At 43.9% G+C, this 18,363-nt stretch carries 17 protein-coding genes; 14 read left to right on the top strand and 3 right to left on the bottom strand.

The annotated features are described in order from the left end of the window. Positions 1-54: 54 nt before the first annotated feature. Both DEHRE_RS08120 and DEHRE_RS08110 read right to left on the bottom strand, forming a co-directional pair. Complete coding sequence (locus DEHRE_RS08120) at positions 55-1,431, bottom strand: IS4 family transposase (RefSeq protein WP_025205691.1); 1,377 nt, start codon at positions 1,429-1,431, stop codon at positions 55-57. A 533-nt stretch (positions 1,432-1,964) separates the two neighbouring features. Continuing rightward, positions 1,965-3,056 (bottom strand): phospholipase D-like domain-containing protein, encoded by a 1,092-nt coding sequence (locus DEHRE_RS08110; RefSeq protein ID WP_019226262.1) that lies wholly within the window; start codon positions 3,054-3,056, stop codon positions 1,965-1,967. A gap of 243 nt (positions 3,057-3,299) precedes the next feature. On the opposite strand from DEHRE_RS08110, the gene DEHRE_RS08105 reads away from it, so the two are divergent. The 7 genes from DEHRE_RS08105 to DEHRE_RS08075 all read left to right on the top strand — a co-directional run bounded on the left by DEHRE_RS08105 (position 3,300) and on the right by DEHRE_RS08075 (position 9,123). Then, entirely contained in the window at positions 3,300-4,448 is a 1,149-nt protein-coding gene (locus tag DEHRE_RS08105) for a tetratricopeptide repeat protein (protein WP_019226263.1), read from the top strand. Between the two features lie 171 nt (positions 4,449-4,619). After that, positions 4,620-5,393 (top strand): methyltransferase domain-containing protein, encoded by a 774-nt coding sequence (locus DEHRE_RS08100; RefSeq protein ID WP_019226264.1) that lies wholly within the window; start codon positions 4,620-4,622, stop codon positions 5,391-5,393. Between the two features lie 226 nt (positions 5,394-5,619). Then, positions 5,620-6,120, top strand: coding sequence for a cation:proton antiporter regulatory subunit (locus DEHRE_RS08095; protein WP_015042873.1), 501 nt, complete (start codon positions 5,620-5,622; stop codon positions 6,118-6,120). Next, positions 6,120-7,337 (top strand): cation:proton antiporter, encoded by a 1,218-nt coding sequence (locus DEHRE_RS08090; RefSeq protein WP_019226265.1) that lies wholly within the window; start codon positions 6,120-6,122, stop codon positions 7,335-7,337. Before DEHRE_RS08095 ends, DEHRE_RS08090 begins: the two co-directional genes overlap by 1 nt. A 153-nt stretch (positions 7,338-7,490) precedes the next feature. Continuing rightward, complete coding sequence (gene folE, locus DEHRE_RS08085) at positions 7,491-8,063, top strand: GTP cyclohydrolase I FolE (RefSeq protein WP_019226266.1); 573 nt, start codon at positions 7,491-7,493, stop codon at positions 8,061-8,063. Between the two features lie 39 nt (positions 8,064-8,102). Next, entirely contained in the window at positions 8,103-8,858 is a 756-nt protein-coding gene (surE, locus tag DEHRE_RS08080) for a 5'/3'-nucleotidase SurE (protein WP_019226267.1), read from the top strand. Positions 8,859-8,871: 13 nt separating this feature from the next. Then, entirely contained in the window at positions 8,872-9,123 is a 252-nt protein-coding gene (locus tag DEHRE_RS08075) for a hypothetical protein (protein ID WP_015042869.1), read from the top strand. Positions 9,124-9,156: 33 nt separating this feature from the next. On the opposite strand, the gene spoVB is transcribed toward DEHRE_RS08075, so the two are convergent. After that, entirely contained in the window at positions 9,157-10,710 is a 1,554-nt protein-coding gene (gene spoVB, locus DEHRE_RS08070) for a stage V sporulation protein B (protein ID WP_019226268.1), read from the bottom strand. 242 nt (positions 10,711-10,952) lie between these two features. Between spoVB and DEHRE_RS08065 the strand changes: the two genes are divergently transcribed. The 7 genes from DEHRE_RS08065 (at position 10,953) to DEHRE_RS08035 (ending at position 18,361) form a co-directional block, all read left to right on the top strand. Further along, entirely contained in the window at positions 10,953-12,932 is a 1,980-nt protein-coding gene (locus DEHRE_RS08065) for an elongation factor G (RefSeq protein WP_019226269.1), read from the top strand. A gap of 244 nt (positions 12,933-13,176) precedes the next feature. Further along, on the top strand, positions 13,177-14,295 hold the full coding sequence (locus DEHRE_RS08060; protein WP_019226270.1) for a helix-turn-helix domain-containing protein: 1,119 nt from the start codon (positions 13,177-13,179) through the stop codon (positions 14,293-14,295). Next, positions 14,295-14,495, top strand: coding sequence for a PLDc N-terminal domain-containing protein (locus tag DEHRE_RS08055; protein ID WP_019226271.1), 201 nt, complete (start codon positions 14,295-14,297; stop codon positions 14,493-14,495). The genes DEHRE_RS08060 and DEHRE_RS08055 overlap by 1 nt, the downstream gene beginning before the upstream one ends. After that, entirely contained in the window at positions 14,495-15,412 is a 918-nt protein-coding gene (locus tag DEHRE_RS08050; RefSeq protein ID WP_019226272.1) for an ABC transporter ATP-binding protein, read from the top strand. Before DEHRE_RS08055 ends, DEHRE_RS08050 begins: the two co-directional genes overlap by 1 nt. Then, complete coding sequence (locus tag DEHRE_RS08045; protein ID WP_019226273.1) at positions 15,409-16,173, top strand: ABC transporter permease; 765 nt, start codon at positions 15,409-15,411, stop codon at positions 16,171-16,173. The genes DEHRE_RS08050 and DEHRE_RS08045 overlap by 4 nt, the downstream gene beginning before the upstream one ends. A gap of 205 nt (positions 16,174-16,378) precedes the next feature. Then, positions 16,379-17,092 (top strand): SDR family NAD(P)-dependent oxidoreductase, encoded by a 714-nt coding sequence (locus DEHRE_RS08040; RefSeq protein WP_019226274.1) that lies wholly within the window; start codon positions 16,379-16,381, stop codon positions 17,090-17,092. Between the two features lie 357 nt (positions 17,093-17,449). After that, a complete protein-coding gene (locus DEHRE_RS08035; protein ID WP_019226275.1) occupies positions 17,450-18,361 on the top strand; it encodes an Lcl domain-containing protein in 912 nt (303 codons plus the stop codon). Positions 18,362-18,363: the final 2 nt, after the last annotated feature.

The following is an 18,363-nucleotide window of genomic DNA, read 5'->3' as shown; positions in this document are numbered from 1 at the left end:
GACTCAACTTTCCCACCATTAAATAATGGTTAAAGCCATGATTTTTCTGACACATCAGGTTGCAAACAACAATCGTTCTTTGAAAGACCGTGGAATAGTGCTAAGAAAAGTATCCATAATCATATTGGCTAATTCCTGGCTTATGACAGGAAAATTGCTTAGAACACGCCTGAGAGTGTCGATTAACAATACTAATGCTTGAGAAAGTTTGAGATCTTCCATTTCATCACTGTAATAGTAAAATAGTTCTCCAATTGTCCTATCATCCTGAGTATTTCTGCTTTCAACTGCTAACATAATGTATCTTAGAAATACGATGGATGTTGCGGCTACCTGAGCATCATAGTTTCGTCCTTGGTATTCTTTAGCCAGAGCCAAATACGACTTGCATACTTTGAAGAAAACTTCTATGTCCCAGCGTTTGCCGTAAATACGGACAATTTCTTCTTCAGATAGCTCCAAGTCCGTACTCAGGAGGGCCAGCCAGTTTTTCGATCGTCTGTCCTGAACAAAAACAATTTTCACATCGGTTAAGTCTTGAATATTTTTGGTCTCACGTATTTGAACTGTTATTGAACCGATGATCCCTGTTTTAGCATCAGCAATATCACCTGCCAATTTACGAAGTTCCTGAAGGGGCTGCCATTTTCCGTTATAGTGGTAATGAATTTTCTCTGTAATCTTCAACATGCAAATAACATCGCGCTTTTCTTGTTTGACCCTTAAGATCGTCTTAGGATGGGCAAACCAGCTGTCAAAAAGAACGTACTTAGCTGGAATATGAGCAGCACAGTGGAGAAGATTAATCAAAGCATCGGTTGTACTCCCCATCGCCTCGGTTCTTCTTTTGTAAGCAATCGTTCGCTTATCCAAAGGCTTGGCCGGATTCAAGATCTTCTCCGGTTTCTGGGAACTTAAGAGTGAAAAACCAATAGGCAGAAATGTGTTTCCATCGGACCAGCCCAAAGTCAGCATTCGAAAGCCTTTCACAAATTTATGGGTTGTGTGGTCAAAGACCCGAGTCATCAGTTCAACTTTCTTACTTCGACTTCTGCTGTAAAGAGAATCATCAACAATGAGTACCGATTTCCGATCATCACTGGTCAAACCATTAACAAAATCAATGACCTTAGATGCTAGTAACAACAGGAGTTTTGACCAATTATAATGACCGGAGTTTAAGAAGCGATAGGCTGTATTTTTACGGAAAGATAATTCTTCGGGTTTCATTTCAAGTGTTCTAAAGAGATTCTTTCCGGTAAAAACAAGGGTGAAAAGTTCTTTTAAAATAGTCACACACGGAATTCCTGATTCTTTATAAAAATTGCAACGTTTAAGGAGCTTGGAAAATGAATTCTGGATAAAATATTGATCGATTCGTGAGGAAACAGCATTTTCGTTACTCGTCAAATCTGGTATAATACTGGTCATAGGAAACCTCCAAAGTACTGGTATTATTGGGTTTGTGGTTATTCTCATTATACCAGATTTGGTGGTTTCCTTGTTGTATTTAACCATACTTTCAAAGACTTTCAAGGTTTCAACCTACCCGACAGGGTGGGAAAGTTGAGTAAATAAGTAAATAATAGTCAGACTAAAGTATTTGGGGCCACTTCGCCTCCTTGCTCCGCTTGACGCTGGAACTATGGCACGCAGACTGGTCAAAAGTTGTTTAAGTAAGTTCAGTATGCCAGATAATAACTACGCAAAATGCTCTGTATTTTAGTATGCAGACCTGCTTGAATAACCCTAAGATCAGTCTGTGGGACACAGTTCCGCTGCGAGCGGAGCAGGATAGCGTAGCGCGGCTTTTTGACGGCCACGGATGGCCTAATGTCGGCGATGCCATGGATGGCAAGGAGGCGACTCGCCATGGAGGGCGCAATCTGCCGAAAAGCGGTATAGTGGCCCACAGACTTGCCCTACATATGGTTTTATATAAGGATAGGAACGAGAAATACTGATTAAGGTGTACTGTTAGCCCATTCTTCATCAAACAGCGCTGTAACTTTTTTGGCGGCAGCAGGGGAAGGGATAGTCAAGGAACTCTCGTGATTAATAACAAAAGAAGGATATGTCCAGGCAGAATTGGAAAAAAACAGCGTTGTCTGATCAAAAATACCGAAATTTGCGCCCATCGCTTTTTTGTCAGGATGATTGTAATAGCGTAATTCGATCTGGGCATCCTTTAATTCCTGAATGGCATCGGGCGAGGTAATCGCACTGGAAAGGCTGACGATCACTTTCACGTTACAGCCTCTTTTTTTTGCCTCCATCAGGGCATCAATTATATCGTCTTTACTTAGTTGTTCGGTTTCTATTAAGATCTCAGACGTAGCAGCGTTGATTAAATTAAGAAGCTGCTGTTTAACATTGACAGTAACGGCAAAGGTAATATTGTCTTCTGGCAATTTGGAAGTATCCGGTAAATCGAGCGACAGTGTTGTCGTATAGGTCCAGTCTTTGCCGAAGGATTTGTCCATGACACCGACAGAGTCTCCGGATAGCTTTACAGCCATGCTGTGCGCATCGAAGCCTTTGGCGGTCCAGTCCTTTTCATAAAAAACAGCCGTTTTGTGATCAACAACCATATAGCGTACTGTCTGGTACTGTCCTTTTTCAGCAGGATAGTACTGGACCGATATGTTTTCATTTTTTAGTGCTTTGATGGTTGAGGTATTATCTCTCTGCCATTGATCGAGCAGCAGTCTCACTTCGATGCCCGAATGCGCTTTTGTAATCAGCAAATTAATGATTTCCTGATCATTCAGACTGGACAGCTCGATATAAATGGATTGTTTGGCCTGATTAATTACATTCAGAGTTAGCGGACGGATAGCAGCTCCGTCTATGTAAAGCGCACCAGGTGGCAAGTTTGATACTGGATTGGATTCTTCATCAGCGGAAAACGAGAATATTTTGCTGCATCCGGACATTATCGGTATTGCTATCATGATGATCATCATGATGATCAAGAAGGGTACTTTTGCTTTGGACAAAATATCAGCCTCTTTATCAATAAATTGAGCTTTGGCAACTCTTCTCTTATTATACATATTTTTAGAAATAAATAACGAAAAAAATAGTTCCAATTGGAAAAATATCTAATTGAGATGTTATTTGAGGAGCGGTTTTTCAGTAAAATAAGAGGTAAATAATGGAAGGAAGAAGAATAACTATCCAGTACCATGTTAACCAAAATCTTAGCTAGCCGGGCGTCATAGTTTTTGTAATATGATAATTTTAAGGTTAACAAGGCACTCGTCTTTGACGATAATTTTATATTTAGGGGTGTTGATATGGGAAACCGCTTACATCTCAAGACAAAACTGCAAATTAATTGGCTGCTTTTCATGGGTGAAGAACAGCAGGCCCTGGAAATCCTGTTTGGAATCTTAAACACAGAAAATATCTCCGACGCCCTGTATTTGGCAGAGGTGAAAACACTGATTGATCATAAGGTTTTCAAAGAAGCTCAGGCCTATTTGGAAGCAGCAATCATCTATAGCGAAGAGCCCGGACAGCTGGCTGAAGTACATTTTTTACTGGCCCGCTGCTGTCATGGACAGGGATTTGTCAATGATGCTTTGATTCATCTCGAAAATGCGCTTCAGCTGGAAGCGAACAGTACTTACTGGAATCTGCAGACGGATTGTTACCTCGAACTTGGGGAATGGCAGGAAGCTATTAATTGTCTGGATAAGTCTCTGCGTTCCTCACCTGGAGATGCCGATATCCTTTTTCGACTTGGCAGCATCTATCAGTTCCAGGGGCAATACAGGGAAGCTTTAAACTGTTTCAGCGGCTGCTGTAAAGTGAAGCCGTATCAGCCGGAATACTGGGAAATGAAAGCTGAGATGCAGCTAAAAATGAATCAGACCGAGGATGCGGTCGAATCTTTCCATAAAGCGATTAAATGCGGGGGGCATTTCAGCCTGATGTCCAGGCTGGCCTACTGCTATGCGCAGACCGGTCAGCAGGGCAAAGCCCGGAAGCTGTTCCAGAAAGTATTAAAACATGACCCGGATGATCTTGATGCCCTATGCAATCTGGCCGGCATTTACCACGAGTTTCAGCAGGACGACCAGGCTTACCGATTACTTAGAAAAGCCTATACGCTGAAGAATAACGACACATTGCTGCTGAATAATTTAGGCTTTATCTGTTTTCAGCTCGGAAGAACGCGCAAAGCAATTGAGTATTATCAGAATGCCCTGAAAATTGATCCGGAAGATAAAACGGTGCTCTATAATTTAAGTGTCTGCATGACCGAAAAAGGGCTGTGGGACGACGCTAAAATTATCCTGGAACGACTGGTCTCCATGGACAACAAAAACAGCGCGGCCTGGATCCTGCTTGGGAATACGTATGAAGAAATGTCCAACACAAAGGTGGCAGTTGATTGTTACAATAAATCTTTCGGCTTAACGGTTAAAAAAGCCATTTAAGGTCAGACTTCCCAAAGAGGTTTCATTATCATTTATTTTCTGGTACAATTATAGAAAACTTGGCTGGCGCTAAGCCATTGGTGAAGGCGGCAGCCTTAGCTGCACTTAGATATATCAGAAAGTGCTTAGAGTGTTTGATATACCAAAGAAACGTTTTTGGGGGGCATTACCATGGCAGACTGGAATCCAGAGGCATATTTAAAATTTGAGAAAGAAAGATCCAAACCGTCACGTGATTTAGTCAGCCGTATTAAGCTTGAACAGCCTGAAAACATTCTGGATGTAGGCTGCGGCCCGGGTAATAGCACCCGCATTTTAGCGGAGAGATGGAAGAATGCGGCTATCACAGCCATTGATAATTCACATGCCATGCTCGAAATTGCCAAAGCAACAAATCCGTCAGTATGTTGGTTATTACGAGATGCCGGACGGGACATTTCCGATCTGGGCCAGTTCGACCTCATATTTTCCAATGCGGTCTTCCAATGGATTCCTGATAATGATCTTCTTATCTCCAGACTGTTTGCCATGCTGAAACCCCGCGGCATATTAGCTGTCCAAGTTCCGTTTGTCAATGAAATGCTGATTCATCAGCTGCTTCTAGACCTGGTATCCTCAGCGAAGTGGTCCGGCTATTTTAATCACATTGCGATTCCTTATAAGGTTCATACTCCTGAATATTATTATGATATTCTCTGTGAATTAACACCGGAAATCGAATTATGGGAAACCAGGTATTATCATTTGATGAACAGTTATGACGATATCCTGGATCTGTATCGAAGCACCGGGCTGAGACCCTACTTGGATTGTCTTCATGAAGACAAAAAGCAAAAAGAATTTGAGAGTGATCTGATGCTGGAAATTATGAAGTATTATGCCGGCTCGAAAGACGGTAAAATTTTATTTACTTTCGACCGCGTATTCTTTACAGCAACGCGGTGATTTGATTTACATTGACGTCGATATGGCAAAATGAAGATTTCACCACATAAAAGAAGTTAGAAGGACGTATCGGAACTAAAGTTTCGTTATGTCTTTTTTTGTGTCGTAATTAGCTGACCAGGCATAGTCTGAATGGGGAATTCTTATTTTATCCAATGCTGTCGTTTCTTTACTTATATCCGTAGATTTGTTAAAGTAAATTTAAAGGAAAAGGAGGCTTTTTGGCATGAAGTTAGTCAAGGAAAAAGACTTGCCGGGAATCGGGAAAAAGTATCAGCTGGACACCCGGTCTGGAGATAAGCTGGTCGTGATCGTCCATGATGACGGGCGCCGGGAAATGTATCACTATTACCTCGAGGATCCGAATGAATCGATCTCGATGGTAACACTTGATGATGAAGAATCGCGTTGTATTGCCTCAATTCTGGGCGGAATGGCCTATCGCCCCAAAGATCTGGATACTGTTGAGGTAGCCATCGGGGATATGGTACTCGAATGGTACAGGATTGAAACGGGGGCTTATGCGATTGGTAAATCAATCGGTGAGATGCAGGTCCGGAAGCGGACCGGCGGGACGATTATTGCGATGGTGAAAAAAGACCAAAATAAAACGATCAATCCCAATCCCGACATCGTTCTTCAGGAAGGTGCAACGATTGTTATTCTGGGAGAAAAAGAACAGGTGAAAGCTGCTAAAGGACTCCTGTTTCACGGGAGTGTTCATTAATGGAGCATTTGCTACTGGAAGTTGGTCTCGCTCTGGCTTTATCGGCCGTGGCGGGGATGATAGCCGGTAAATTGCGGATTTCCATTGTGCCTATTCTGATTATTGCGGGGATGGTTGTTGGACCTCATGCTCCTCATATCGGGGTATTTGATTTCAGGTTTATTCAGTCAGCCGCGCTCATCGACTTTATGGGAAAGATGGGTGTTTTATTTTTACTATTCTCTCTTGGATTAGAATTCTCAATCAAACAGCTGATGGCATCGGGACCGTCGATTCTCCGCAGCGGCCTCATCTATATGCTCATCAACTTTTCTGTTGCGCTGCTGTACCCATTGCTTTTAGGTTGGCCCGTCAAAGAAATCCTGGTCGTAGCAGGGATGATGACAATTTCGTCAAGCGCTATTGTAGCTAAAGTCATCGTCGAGTTAAAACGAGCTGCGAACGATGAGACAGAAATTATCTTAGGGCTGATGATGTTTCAGGATGTGTTTGTGGCAATTTATTTATCCGTTGTCTCCGGCTTGGTTCTTTCAGGTTCGACTTCGACCGTTACAGTCCTGCTTACAGCAGCTGTTGCACTTGGATTTATCGGGGCATTTCTGTTTTTGGGCCATAAGCTCGTTCCGTGGCTGAACCGCCGGCTGGATATTCCTTCGGACGAGACGTTTTTACTGGTGACTTTTGCGGCGGTGACGTTGGTTGCGGGGATTTCCGAAACCCTGAATATTGCCGAGGCCATCGGAGCAATGCTACTCGGCCTCGTAATGGCGGAGACGGAGCATCGCGAGCGGATTGAACACATTATTGTTCCCTTTCGTGATTTTTTCGGCGCATTATTCTTCTTCAGTTTCGGTCTAAGCATCGATCCTTTTACGCTGGGTGGCGCTGTTTGGCCGGTCCTTGGCGCAGTACTGCTGACGCTTCTTGGTAATACGATTGCTGGGTTTATAGCCGGAAGGAGAGCTCAGCTGTCTCATCGCGCTTCACTCAGGATTGGCTTAACGATCCTGTCACGTGGTGAATTTTCGATTATACTCGCCACACTGGCCCTATCAGGAGGCTTGCTGGGAGTCCTGCAGCCGTTTTCTGCCTTGTATGTGCTTATTCTCGCCATATTGGGCCCCATACTGACCAAGGAATCCAGTCTGGTGTATAAGTTAATTGGGCCGATCCTTAAATGGCCGGAGCTGCCTGAGAAACGCAGGTTAAAACTTTAAAGAAGTAAAATTATGATGATAAAATTGTCGAGAGAATTGCGTATCTGCAGAAAAAGTAAAAAAAATTTGGTCAAATCGAAAATAAATGATACAATTCAAGTTGACCTAATTAATAAAATATTCCGCTAATTTACACCATAACAGGAGGCGATCATGATGGCTATAGATCATGCAAAAATAGAACGAGCTGTAAGGGATATTTTAGAAGCAATTGGAGAGGATCCGGAAAGAGAAGGACTTAAGGATACTCCCAAAAGAGTTGCCAGATTTTATGAGGAAGCTTTTGCCGGACTTCATGAAGATCCGAGCAAGAACCTGTCTGTATTGTTTTCGGAAAACCACGAGGAAATGGTACTGGTTAGAGATATTCCGATTTATTCAATGTGTGAGCATCACCTGCTTCCTTTTGTTGGACAGGCCCACATTGCGTATATACCGAGACACGGCAAGGTGACAGGATTGTCAAAGCTGGCCAGAGTTGCCGAAGACTACGCCAGAAGGCCACAGCTACAGGAAAGATTGACGAGCCAGATTGCGAATACTGTGAATGATATGCTTAATCCGCGCGGCGTTATTGTCGTCATTGAAGCTGAGCATATGTGCATGACCGTACGCGGAATTAAAAAACCCGGCGCGCAGACCGTTACATCAGCAGTCAGAGGAATGTTTGAAACCAGCGCTGCCACCAGGGCAGAGGCGTTCTCATTAATTATGGGCAGACACTAATCCAATAATGAGCGGCAGAATGACGGAGGCTAGTTTTGCATGAAAATCCTGCTGACAAATGATGATGGTTATTTTGCTGCCGGTCTCAGGACCATGTATGATGCTTTGGCAGCGGACCATCAGCATGAGATCTACGTTGTGGCTCCGGAAGGGCAGCGATCAGCTGTTGGACGGTCTATCACCCTGTTTCAACCAATCTTCGTGACCCATCATTCCTTGCCAGATAATCATATCGGTGTATCTGTCAACGGAACACCGACAGACTGTGTCAAACTGGCAATACAGGGGGATATTCTTCCTGCCAAGCCGGATTTGATCATATCCGGAATTAATCACGGACCGAATCTCGGTTCGGATGTATTCTACTCAGGTACTGTGGCAGCCGCAATGGAGGGTGCCCTGTTAGGGATACGTTCCATTGCGGTATCACTTGCCAATTATGATTACGAAGACTATATGCCAAGCGCTTTGCTCATCAAACGCTTGATTGATACGAACAGCCCCTTGCTTCAGTATCAGAGTGGCCTGCTCAATATCAATGTGCCGCCCTGCGACAGGGAGGAATGGAAGGGAAAAAGAGTCACCAGACTAGGCAGGTCTGTTTACGACAATGCGTTCGAAAACAGAAAATCTCCTTATGGCAGAGAGTATTATTGGATCACCGGAACGCTCGTTTTTGAAGAAGAACAGGATACCGACCTCAGGGCAATTCAGGAAGGGTATGTTTCGGTTACGCCTTTACACTGTGACCTGACCGATTATGAACGGTTAAAGACCATGGGAAATTTACTATAGGGAGGAGAAATGTATGGGCTTTTGGATTTTTTTCTTTTATTTTGCTGTGTTTATTATTATTTTCTGGCTGAGTCGAGAAAAAGGTGGAAAGAATAATCTTAAAAAATTATTTATCATTCCGATTGTTCTTGCTGTCATTATTACGCTGCTGTCCGTGGTGAAAATTTATTTTATTTATAAGATCTTGCTTATTGTGATTGTTTTGGTGGTAGCCCTGCTGACGTATTGGCAGTGGGGAAGCAAGATCCGAAATTTTTGGCGGTGAAAGCATAACGCTAGGTATGCTGTAAATGGGGCACTATTTATTTTTAGGCCAAAACCTCAAAGCCCGCCAGGTCTTCTTTATTTCTTTTATTGAAATGCCTCCCTGAGAAATCAGGATCCCAAAATAAATCACGATTGCGGCAAGAAGGACAGTAAGACTCGTAAGCAGCGTTGTTTGGCCCGGGATCAGCCATAAGATGCTTTTGAGCACAGCTGTCATACCAAGTCCGGCCAGGACCGGCTGCAGGATCATGGATTTCAGATCAGCTTGTAGTCCGATGTGCTTGTTTATGGCATAAAGGTTTAAGAAAGCCATCATGGCAAAACCAAATACATAAGTTAAAGCGGTACCCACGAGACCAAATTTCGGAATTCCAGTCAGGTAGAAAAGAAGCGGGATCCGGAATACTGCCGTGATGACCGAATGGGCCAGCGGTAAAAAGGTTTTGCCGAGTCCTTGCAGAATTCCTGTGGTCGTCTGTTGAATATAGGCAAACAGCCCGCCCAAGGCTAAGACCTTCAACACTGCAGATACATGGTCACTTTTGAATAGGTGCGTAAGCGGTTCAGCAAAAAAATAAAGTGCAATGACACACGGCAATCCAAGCATAATGGTATAGCGGATCGCATCTATGCTTTTATTCCTGGCAGCCCGGACATCATTTCGGACCATTGCTTCGGAAATAGCCGGGACAAGCGATGTCGCCAGCGCAAATGTAAAGACACTTGGAAACGAGAGCAGCGTAAGTGCAGTCCCGCTGAACTCTCCAAAGAGAGAGGTGGCGTTCCTGGCCGAATAGCCGGCAAGCTGAAGCTGTTTGGGAATAATGACGGTATCCAAAGAAGACAGCCCTGTAGCCATCAGCCTGCTTCCGGTTACGGGCAAGGACAAACTGATCAGCTCCGGCATGACGGGTTTGGATTGCCCGCCGTTTTGATTTCCATAAGGCAGGTGCTTGCGCTGCATCAGATATTGAATCAGGATCACAAGCAAACCAACGATCTCCCCACAGAGCATTCCTGCTGCAAGACCGGCTGCTGCCCATTCAATGCCTTTCTTTAATAAATATACGGAAAGAGAAAAGCCGATCCCAATCCGGAAGATTTGTTCACAAACCTGGCTGACCGCTGAAGGGACCATATTCTGCAGTCCCTGGAAATATCCCCGGAACGCAGAAGCCACAGATACGATAAAAATCGACGGGATACAGATCTGAAAAACAATTCCAACGCGCTCATCCGCAAAGAAACTGTGAACGATCAGGGATCTGTTCAGGTACAACGTGATGGTAACCAGCAGACCGGAAATAAATAAAGTCAGGAAAGCTGTCCGGAATACTCTCCGGGCTTCAGCATAGCGGCCAATAGAGACTCTTTCGGCAACCATTTTGGAGACAGCCAGTGGTATTCCCGCTGTGGTTAAGACCAGTGCAGTCATATAGACAGGAAATACCATATAGAACAATCCGTACGCTTCACTGCCGATATAGTGCATAATCAGGTATTGGTAGACAAACCCGAGCAGACGGTTGACCAGATTCGCCCCAAAAAGAATGACTGCACCGAAAATGAGGTTATTTCTGGGCATTTCTTCCTCCCTGGCCGATACTCTGTCAGAGTACATATAGTTGATTTCTATTCAACTTATGCACCGGGAAAGAAGGTCATGCTCCAAGTTTTTTTAGGGATACAGTTTTTTTTAGAGGAATTGTGGAAACCACAGAGAATTAAAGAGAATTAAACATGTTATAATTTAATATTAGTGATGTTATTGCTATAGTCTTGTTTAAGTCAAGTTATTAAAAAGAATAGACAAAGGGGAGATTATTCTTGAAAAGCTATGACACCAAGAGTATTCGTAATATCTGTCTTGTGGGGCACGGAGGTTCAGGTAAAACATCGCTGGCTGAGACCATGCTTTTTAATGCCGGAGTAACGAACCGCATCGGGAAAGTAAACGATGGAAACACCGTATCAGATTACCTTCAAGAGGAAGTACAACGTCACATCTCAATTAGCACTTCATTAATTCCGATCGAGCATAAGGATGTTAAAGTTAATGTTCTCGATACACCTGGTTATTCCGATTTTATCGGTGAAGTCATCAGTACTTTGCGCGTCGTGGAAACAAGTGTTTTTGTGATCAGCGGGGTTGATGGTTTAGAAGTTCAGGCTGAGATCATCTGGGATCTGGTCGAAGAAAAGCAACTCCCTAAAGTTATTTTTATCAATAAACTGGACAGAGAAAATTCCAATGCAGAAAAGGTACTGGATCGGTTGAAATCAACTTACCCGAATACCCGTTTCGTTCAAATGCAGATTCCGGTTGGCAAAGAGGCAGCATTCGAAGGTGTGGTTGGTATGTTCCAACCCGACATACCTGATCAATATATAGATGATATTGCCATATTGAAAGAAGCACTTGCTGAAGCTGCGGCAGAAGCTGATGATGAACTCCTGATGAAATATCTGGATGGAGAGTCCCTAAACGATGAAGAATTAAAAACGATCACAGCCAAAGGGCTCGCTCAGAATATGATCGTTCCGGTTTTATTTGGTTCGGTAGAAAAAAATCTGGGCGTAAAGGAATTCGCACAATTCTTGGCTGACTATGTGCCTGCCCCTACACCTATCGACAAAAAGGCTGCGTTGGTCTTTAAAACGCTTGCTGATCCCTATCTCGGCAAAATGACTTTCTTCAAAGTTTATGGCGGAACGTTTACCAGTGAGACAGTTGTCTACAATGCAAACCGGGAAGTCGAGGAGAAACTGGGCCAGCTGTTCTATCTGAGAGGGAAGAACCAGGATAATACGGCCAGCGTCCAGGCCGGTGATATTGCCGTCGTTGCGAAACTGCAGGAGACAAAAACAGGAGATACTTTTACAACGAAAGAGAAAGGTATTCAACTGGACGGAATTGAATTCCCAAAACCTGCGCTGCCGCTTTCCGTCAAACCGAAGAGCAAGGGCGATGAAGATAAGCTCGGATCCGCACTGGCTAGGTTAGTCGATGAAGATCCGACCATCAGCGTCGGCAAAAATACAGAAACCAAACAAACGATCTTAAGCGGGCTCGGTGAAATGCAACTCGATATTGTCGGCGAAAAACTGGCTAGAAAATTCGGTGTTGCCGTCGAGACCGAAGTACCGAAAGTTCCTTACAGAGAAACCATCAAAAAATTGGTGCAAGTTGAAGGCAAACACAAGAAACAAAGCGGCGGCCATGGCCAATACGGACACGTCTGGATTAAGATGCAGCCAAACCCGGAAAAAGACTTTGAATTTAACGAAGAAGTTTTCGGCGGAGCGGTTCCGAGAAACTATTTCCCTGCTGTTGAAAAAGGTCTGCGTGAAGCAGTTGCTGATGGTTTTCTAGCCGGATATCCGATGACGAATGTGAAATTCACGTTGTATGACGGTTCCTATCACAGCGTAGACTCGTCAGAAATGGCATTTAAACTTGCGGCACATCTTGCTTTCAAGAAAGGTGCTGAAATGGCCAACGCGGTATTGATGGAACCAGTCGTTGAGGCCGAGGTCAAGGTTCCTGAAGCATTCATGGGTGATGTCATCGGAGATTTGAACTCCAAACGCGGCAAGGTCCTTGGCATGGAACCCAACGGCAAATGCCAGGTGATCAAAGCCCATGTGCCCCAATCCGAAATGATGCGCTATTCCATTGACCTCAAAGCTATGACCCAGGGGAGAGGCACGTTCACGACCCAGTTCATCGGGTACGAGGAAGTTCCGGCAAGATTATCCGACGCGCTGGTCGCCCAGCTCAAGAAAGAGCACCAGCATCACGAGTAACGCTGAATGCACGAATAAAGCTGAATGATTGTAGGTAAGCTAAAGCCGCTGACGAATGATTTTGTCAGCGGTTTTTTGTCGTTTGCCGCGCCAACATTCCCGCCAATGATAAGACCTGCAGAAAGTTAACTCATAGTTAACTTTTTTTACAATTGTTAACGACGATTCCGTTGAGTAAAAAAAATAAGCAGACTATAATGAACTTGAAAATCAAAACTTAAGAATTAAAAATGAGGTGGGATCTATGACCAAAATCAACATTGGAAAAATAATTGCAGCCCGGAGAAAAGAAAGAAGGCTCACCCAGGAAGAACTGGCCGAATATCTTGGGGTATCCAAACCGGCGGTTTCCAAGTGGGAGTCAGGACAAAGCTATCCGGATATTATGCTGTTGCCTGTATTGGCAGCCTTCTTCAACGTAAGCGTTGATGAGCTTCTGGGGTATGAAGCTCAAATGACAAAGGAGGATATAAGAAAACTGTACCGCAGATTGGCAAATGCTTTTGCTGCTGAGTCCTTTGACCAAACCTATGCCGAGTGCCTGGCGATTATCAAGAAGTATCATTCGTGCTGGAATCTGGTATATTCCATCGCGCAGCTGCTGGTTAACCACGCACCGCTTGCTGGCGGACCAGACCGGATGAACGAGGTTCTGCGGGAAGCCTCGGGATATTTTGAGTGTGTGGAAAAGAACAGCGGTGACGCGGCACTGGCCAGAGAGGCACTTTCCTTGCGAGCCTACTGTTGCCTGGCCCTGCAGGAGCCTGCCCAAGCTATCGACCTGCTCGAAGGGACCGAGGAAGGACCGGTATCAACGGGAATACTGCTGGCCAAAGCCTATGCAATAAAAGGTGACAGCGACCGCGCCAAGCGTTATCTCCAGCAATTTATTTATACGAATGTAGCCAGTCTTTTCGGGGCTTTTCCCGACCTCATGGCACTTTATGCAGATGCTCCGGAAAAAACGGATGCCTGTCTGCAAAAAGTGCTGAGTCTTGGAGAGGTATTTCAGCTCAAAGAGATGCAGCCGTCCCATTATTTCACGGTGTATCTCACGGCAGCTGCGCTTTACTCAGCGCAGAACCGTAATGAAAAAGCGCTGGATATGTTGGAAGCATACGCGGATATCATTTTTCAAAAGAATACATTCCCGTTAAAACTAAAAGGAAATTCGTTTTTTGACATGCTGCAGCCGTATTTTGAATCTCTCAATTTGGGAGGAGATGCTCCGCGCAGCGATAAACTCATCCGTAAAGATTTAAAGAGCGTTGTTGTAGATAATCCTGCGTTTCAAAGTCTTAAATCGGAGGAGCGTTATCAGAAACTTTGGCGACGACTTGAATCGATGGAGGAGGAAGTCTGATGGAAGATCTAATGTCTTATTTACCTTTTCTAATTCCGATCATGGTGATTGAAGTTGCCCTGGCAGCAGCTGCGCTCGTTCATATTTTCCGGCACAGGACTTACCGCATCGGCAATCAGGTGCTTTGGGTAATTGTCGTCGTCCTGTTCCAGATTATCGGCCCTATCTTGTATTTTACCTTAGGCAAAGGTGACGACTAATGGAAATTCTGAAGCTGGAACATGTCAAGAAAAACTTCGGGGGTCTTCCGGTCATACAGGATTTGAGCTTCTCAGTCTCCGAAAGCTCCGTTTTTGGCTTGATAGGAAAAAACGGAGCAGGGAAGACAACCACCATGAAAATGCTTTTGGGGTTTTTAAAGTCTGACGCCGGAGAAATCAAAGTGTGCGGGGAAAAAGTCGCTTACGGAGACACAAAAACCAACAGGCATGTGGGTTATCTTCCGGATGTGCCGGAGTTTTACAGTTACATGACACCCGTCGAATATTTAAGACTGTGCGGGGAAATCTCCGGGCAGAAGCCCCGCCCAATCCGGAAAAAGACGGAAGAACTGCTGGCCCTTGTAGGGCTGGAGAACAGTAACCGAAAAATAAGCGGTTTTTCCCGAGGAATGAAACAGCGGCTGGGGATTGCGCAGGCTTTGATGAACGAGCCACGGCTCCTGATCTGCGATGAACCGACCTCGGCGCTTGACCCCGTTGGCAGAAAAGAAATATTGGACATTTTGTCCATTGCCGGGAAGCAGACCGCCATTTTAATTTCCACCCATATTTTATCCGATGTGGAACGGCTCTGTGATCATATTGGGATTCTGGACGATGGCAAGCTTGTTTTACAAGGGAAACTCTCCGATATCAAAAATAGCTATCGCCATAGTTCCCTCCGGATAGCATTGGCGGATCAAGACAGCGCTGCTGTTCTTGCCGGGAAGCTTGCAAATCTCCCCTTCGTATCTGCAGTGGAGGCTAAAGAAAATTCCCTGACCGTCCGCCTTGAGGACATGGCTACGGAAGGGCTAAAAATTCTGGAACTGCTGCTCAGGGAACAAGTTTTCGTTCTGAAATATGAAGTGCTTGAACCTTCGCTGGAAGATGTATTTTTGGAGGTTATTCAATGAACGGTTTAATCGCTTTTACTAAAAAAGAATTTCTGGAGCAAATCCGCAGCTATAAAGCCGTTATCATGGTTTCGGTACTGTTCTTATTCGGCATGATGAGCCCCTTACTGGCCAAGATGATGCCCGATATTTTTGCCCAGCTGACCGTTCAGGGAATATCCATCAGCATGCCGGAGCCGACAGTCCTGGATGCCTATGGCCAATTCTTCAAGAACATGAGCCAAATGGGTTTGATCATCCTGCTGCTTGTCTTCAACGTTATACTCTCCCAGGAAGTGACACGCGGTACGCTGGTCATCCTTCTTGCCAAGGGGTTGTCCCGATCTGCGGTCATCATGTCAAAATATTTGGCGGCTTTGATTTTGTGGACGGTGAGCTATGTCCTTGCCGCGATCACCGATTACGGATACACTGTTTATCTGTTCGGGAGCTTCTCCTTGCCTCATCTGTTTTTCTCGTTGTTTTGCCTATGGCTGTTCGGTGCTTTTCTCCTGGCAGTCCTTCTGCTGGCCAGCACACTTGCATCGGGGAATTACGGAGGACTTCTTCTGACAGCCGCAATCATGATGCTCCTGCTGATTGCCAATGTGTTTCCGGTGTTTCAAAAATGGAATCCCGTCGCGCTTGCCTCGGATAACATCACGCTACTTACAAATGCGGAAACAATTGGCGACATGTCCGTAACAGCTTGGACGGCGCTGCTGCTGATTGTGTTATGCTTGATTCTCTCACTCCTGGTGTTCAAGAAAAAGAAACTGTAAGACAAAGCACGATGATGCATTATTCCATGGACCGCTGACAAATTATTTTGGCAGCAGTTTTCAATTTCCCATAAGGATGTTATGGAAAAACAAGGAATATATTTAATTATGTTGAATTATATAAAGTTGTTTCGGGGTTTTCTTTTTTGTGTTTTTAGGTGCGGTTATTTATTAGTTTTAATAAATTAAGGAATGGTGCCTGGCTATGAAGAAAGCTATTGTAATTGGAGCTACATCTGGGATAGGAAGAGAATTGGCAAAGATATTAGCTGAAAATAATTATATAGTCGGGCTTACTGGTAGAAGAATGGAGCTTCTACATGAGCTCCAGAAAGAAATTATTACTGAGTCATATATTAAAAACTTTGATGTTTCTTCTACAGAAGCCATGAAATTATTAGAAGACTTAATTCAGGAAATGAACGAAGTAGAAATAATTATCATCAGCGCAGGCTGTGGATTTATAAATCCTGATCTTGATTTTGATAAAGAGAAAAAAACAATTGATGTCAATGTGTCCGGTTTCGTAGCGATGGTTAATGTGGCTTTTAAATACTTTGTTAAGCGAGGCGTAGGTCATATTGTAGGTATATCATCAATTGCTTCTCTTAGAGGTAATGGAAGTGCCCCAGCATATAATGCTTCAAAATCTTTTGTATCCAACTATCTAGAAGGGTTACGTCAAAAGGCATATAAATTAGGAATACCTATAATTATTACAGACATACAACCTGGTTTTGTTGATACGGCTATGGCTCAGGGTGAGGGTCTCTTTTGGGTAGCCTCACCAGCGAAGGCTGCATTGCAAATATATAAGAAGATTGTGGTGAAGAAAAAGCATGCTTATATCAGTAAGCGTTGGCGGAGTATAGCGTGGTTGTTAAAAATCATGCCAAATTGGCTTTATAACAAACTCTAAGTCTGATATTAGACGTTAAAAACCAAGCGATTTATTTGATGGGCTTGATGAGAGAAGCCCCAACGGCTAACATTAAGGTCTTTGTTTGTATTTGAATATTGCATATGTTTTCGGCTACAGCCTACACAGGAAACTCATCTGCCGGACGTGTAGGACCGGAAAACAGATGCAAACCTCACTGAAGGGAAAAGCTAAGACAGGTATCTGTCAATTACGAAAGCGAATACTCATGAGGAGCCCGGTGCGGTAGTTCCGTACACCGGCATCTCTACCGTGACTCTGAAAGAAATAACATTGAAACATTTTGTTTGAGTATCCACATAGATTATAGCGGTGATTTAATTGAGGAGATTGAGGATGGAAAAAAACAAGAAGGTAATTATCGGATGGATAGGTGTGTCCATAACTGTTATATTGTCAAGTGTATGGGCTTATTGGGGAGCTTTTGAAAATTTCCATGAAGGCTGGTACGCTACTTCCATCGGAGACAACCTCTGTATGTTTTTACTCCAATATATGGTATTTGCTATCATTTTTGTATTATTAGCATTAGTTATATTAAGATGGAAAAGGATGGGTTTTCTACTACATCTAATTTTTGGTGGCTTTTGTATTTATTTTTTTTCCGGTGCCAGTTTTAATGTGCTAGGATTATTGATTATTATACCTTTTGCTGTTCTTGGGCTACTTTATTATTTTGGGGAGCCTGAGCCTAAGAAATGGGCATATAGGTTAATCATAATTGTTCCTTTAGTTATTACTTTAGCTATTTCAATTCCTCAAGGTATTAAAGTTTCCCAAAGAATTAATGATAATGATTTTGGTATGAGAATAGTAGAAGGGAATGGTGTAACTCTGGCTTGGGCACCAAGAGGGCCTGGCTGGCCGGACAAAGGGACCTCCTGGAAAGAGGCACAAGATATATGCAAGTATTTATCAGAGGATGGTACAACCACTATGAAGGAAGAGCAAAATATTTGGCGCTTGCCAACAGTGGATGAAGCAGTTCGTTCTATGATGCTCCACGACGAAAATGCAGGTGGAGTCTGGTATCCGGAAGAAGAGAAGGACGTCTATGATAGAACACCAGATAAAGAAACACCTTTATGGGATGTACATTCCAAGGTAATCTATTACTGGACTTCAGATACATCAGTAAAGGATGAACAACAGGCATATATCATTGTCTATCATGGAGGTATATTTGATAAAAGGAAGATCGATCGACAAGATTATATGAGTTTTAGAGCTGTCAAAGAGATCAATTAGCT

It is taken from the genome of Dehalobacter restrictus DSM 9455 (assembly GCF_000512895.1).
GTDB classification, from domain to species: domain Bacteria; phylum Bacillota; class Desulfitobacteriia; order Desulfitobacteriales; family Syntrophobotulaceae; genus Dehalobacter; species Dehalobacter restrictus.
The sequence above is the reverse complement of the archived record's forward strand: the minus strand, read 5'-3'. Positions and strand labels throughout refer to the sequence as shown.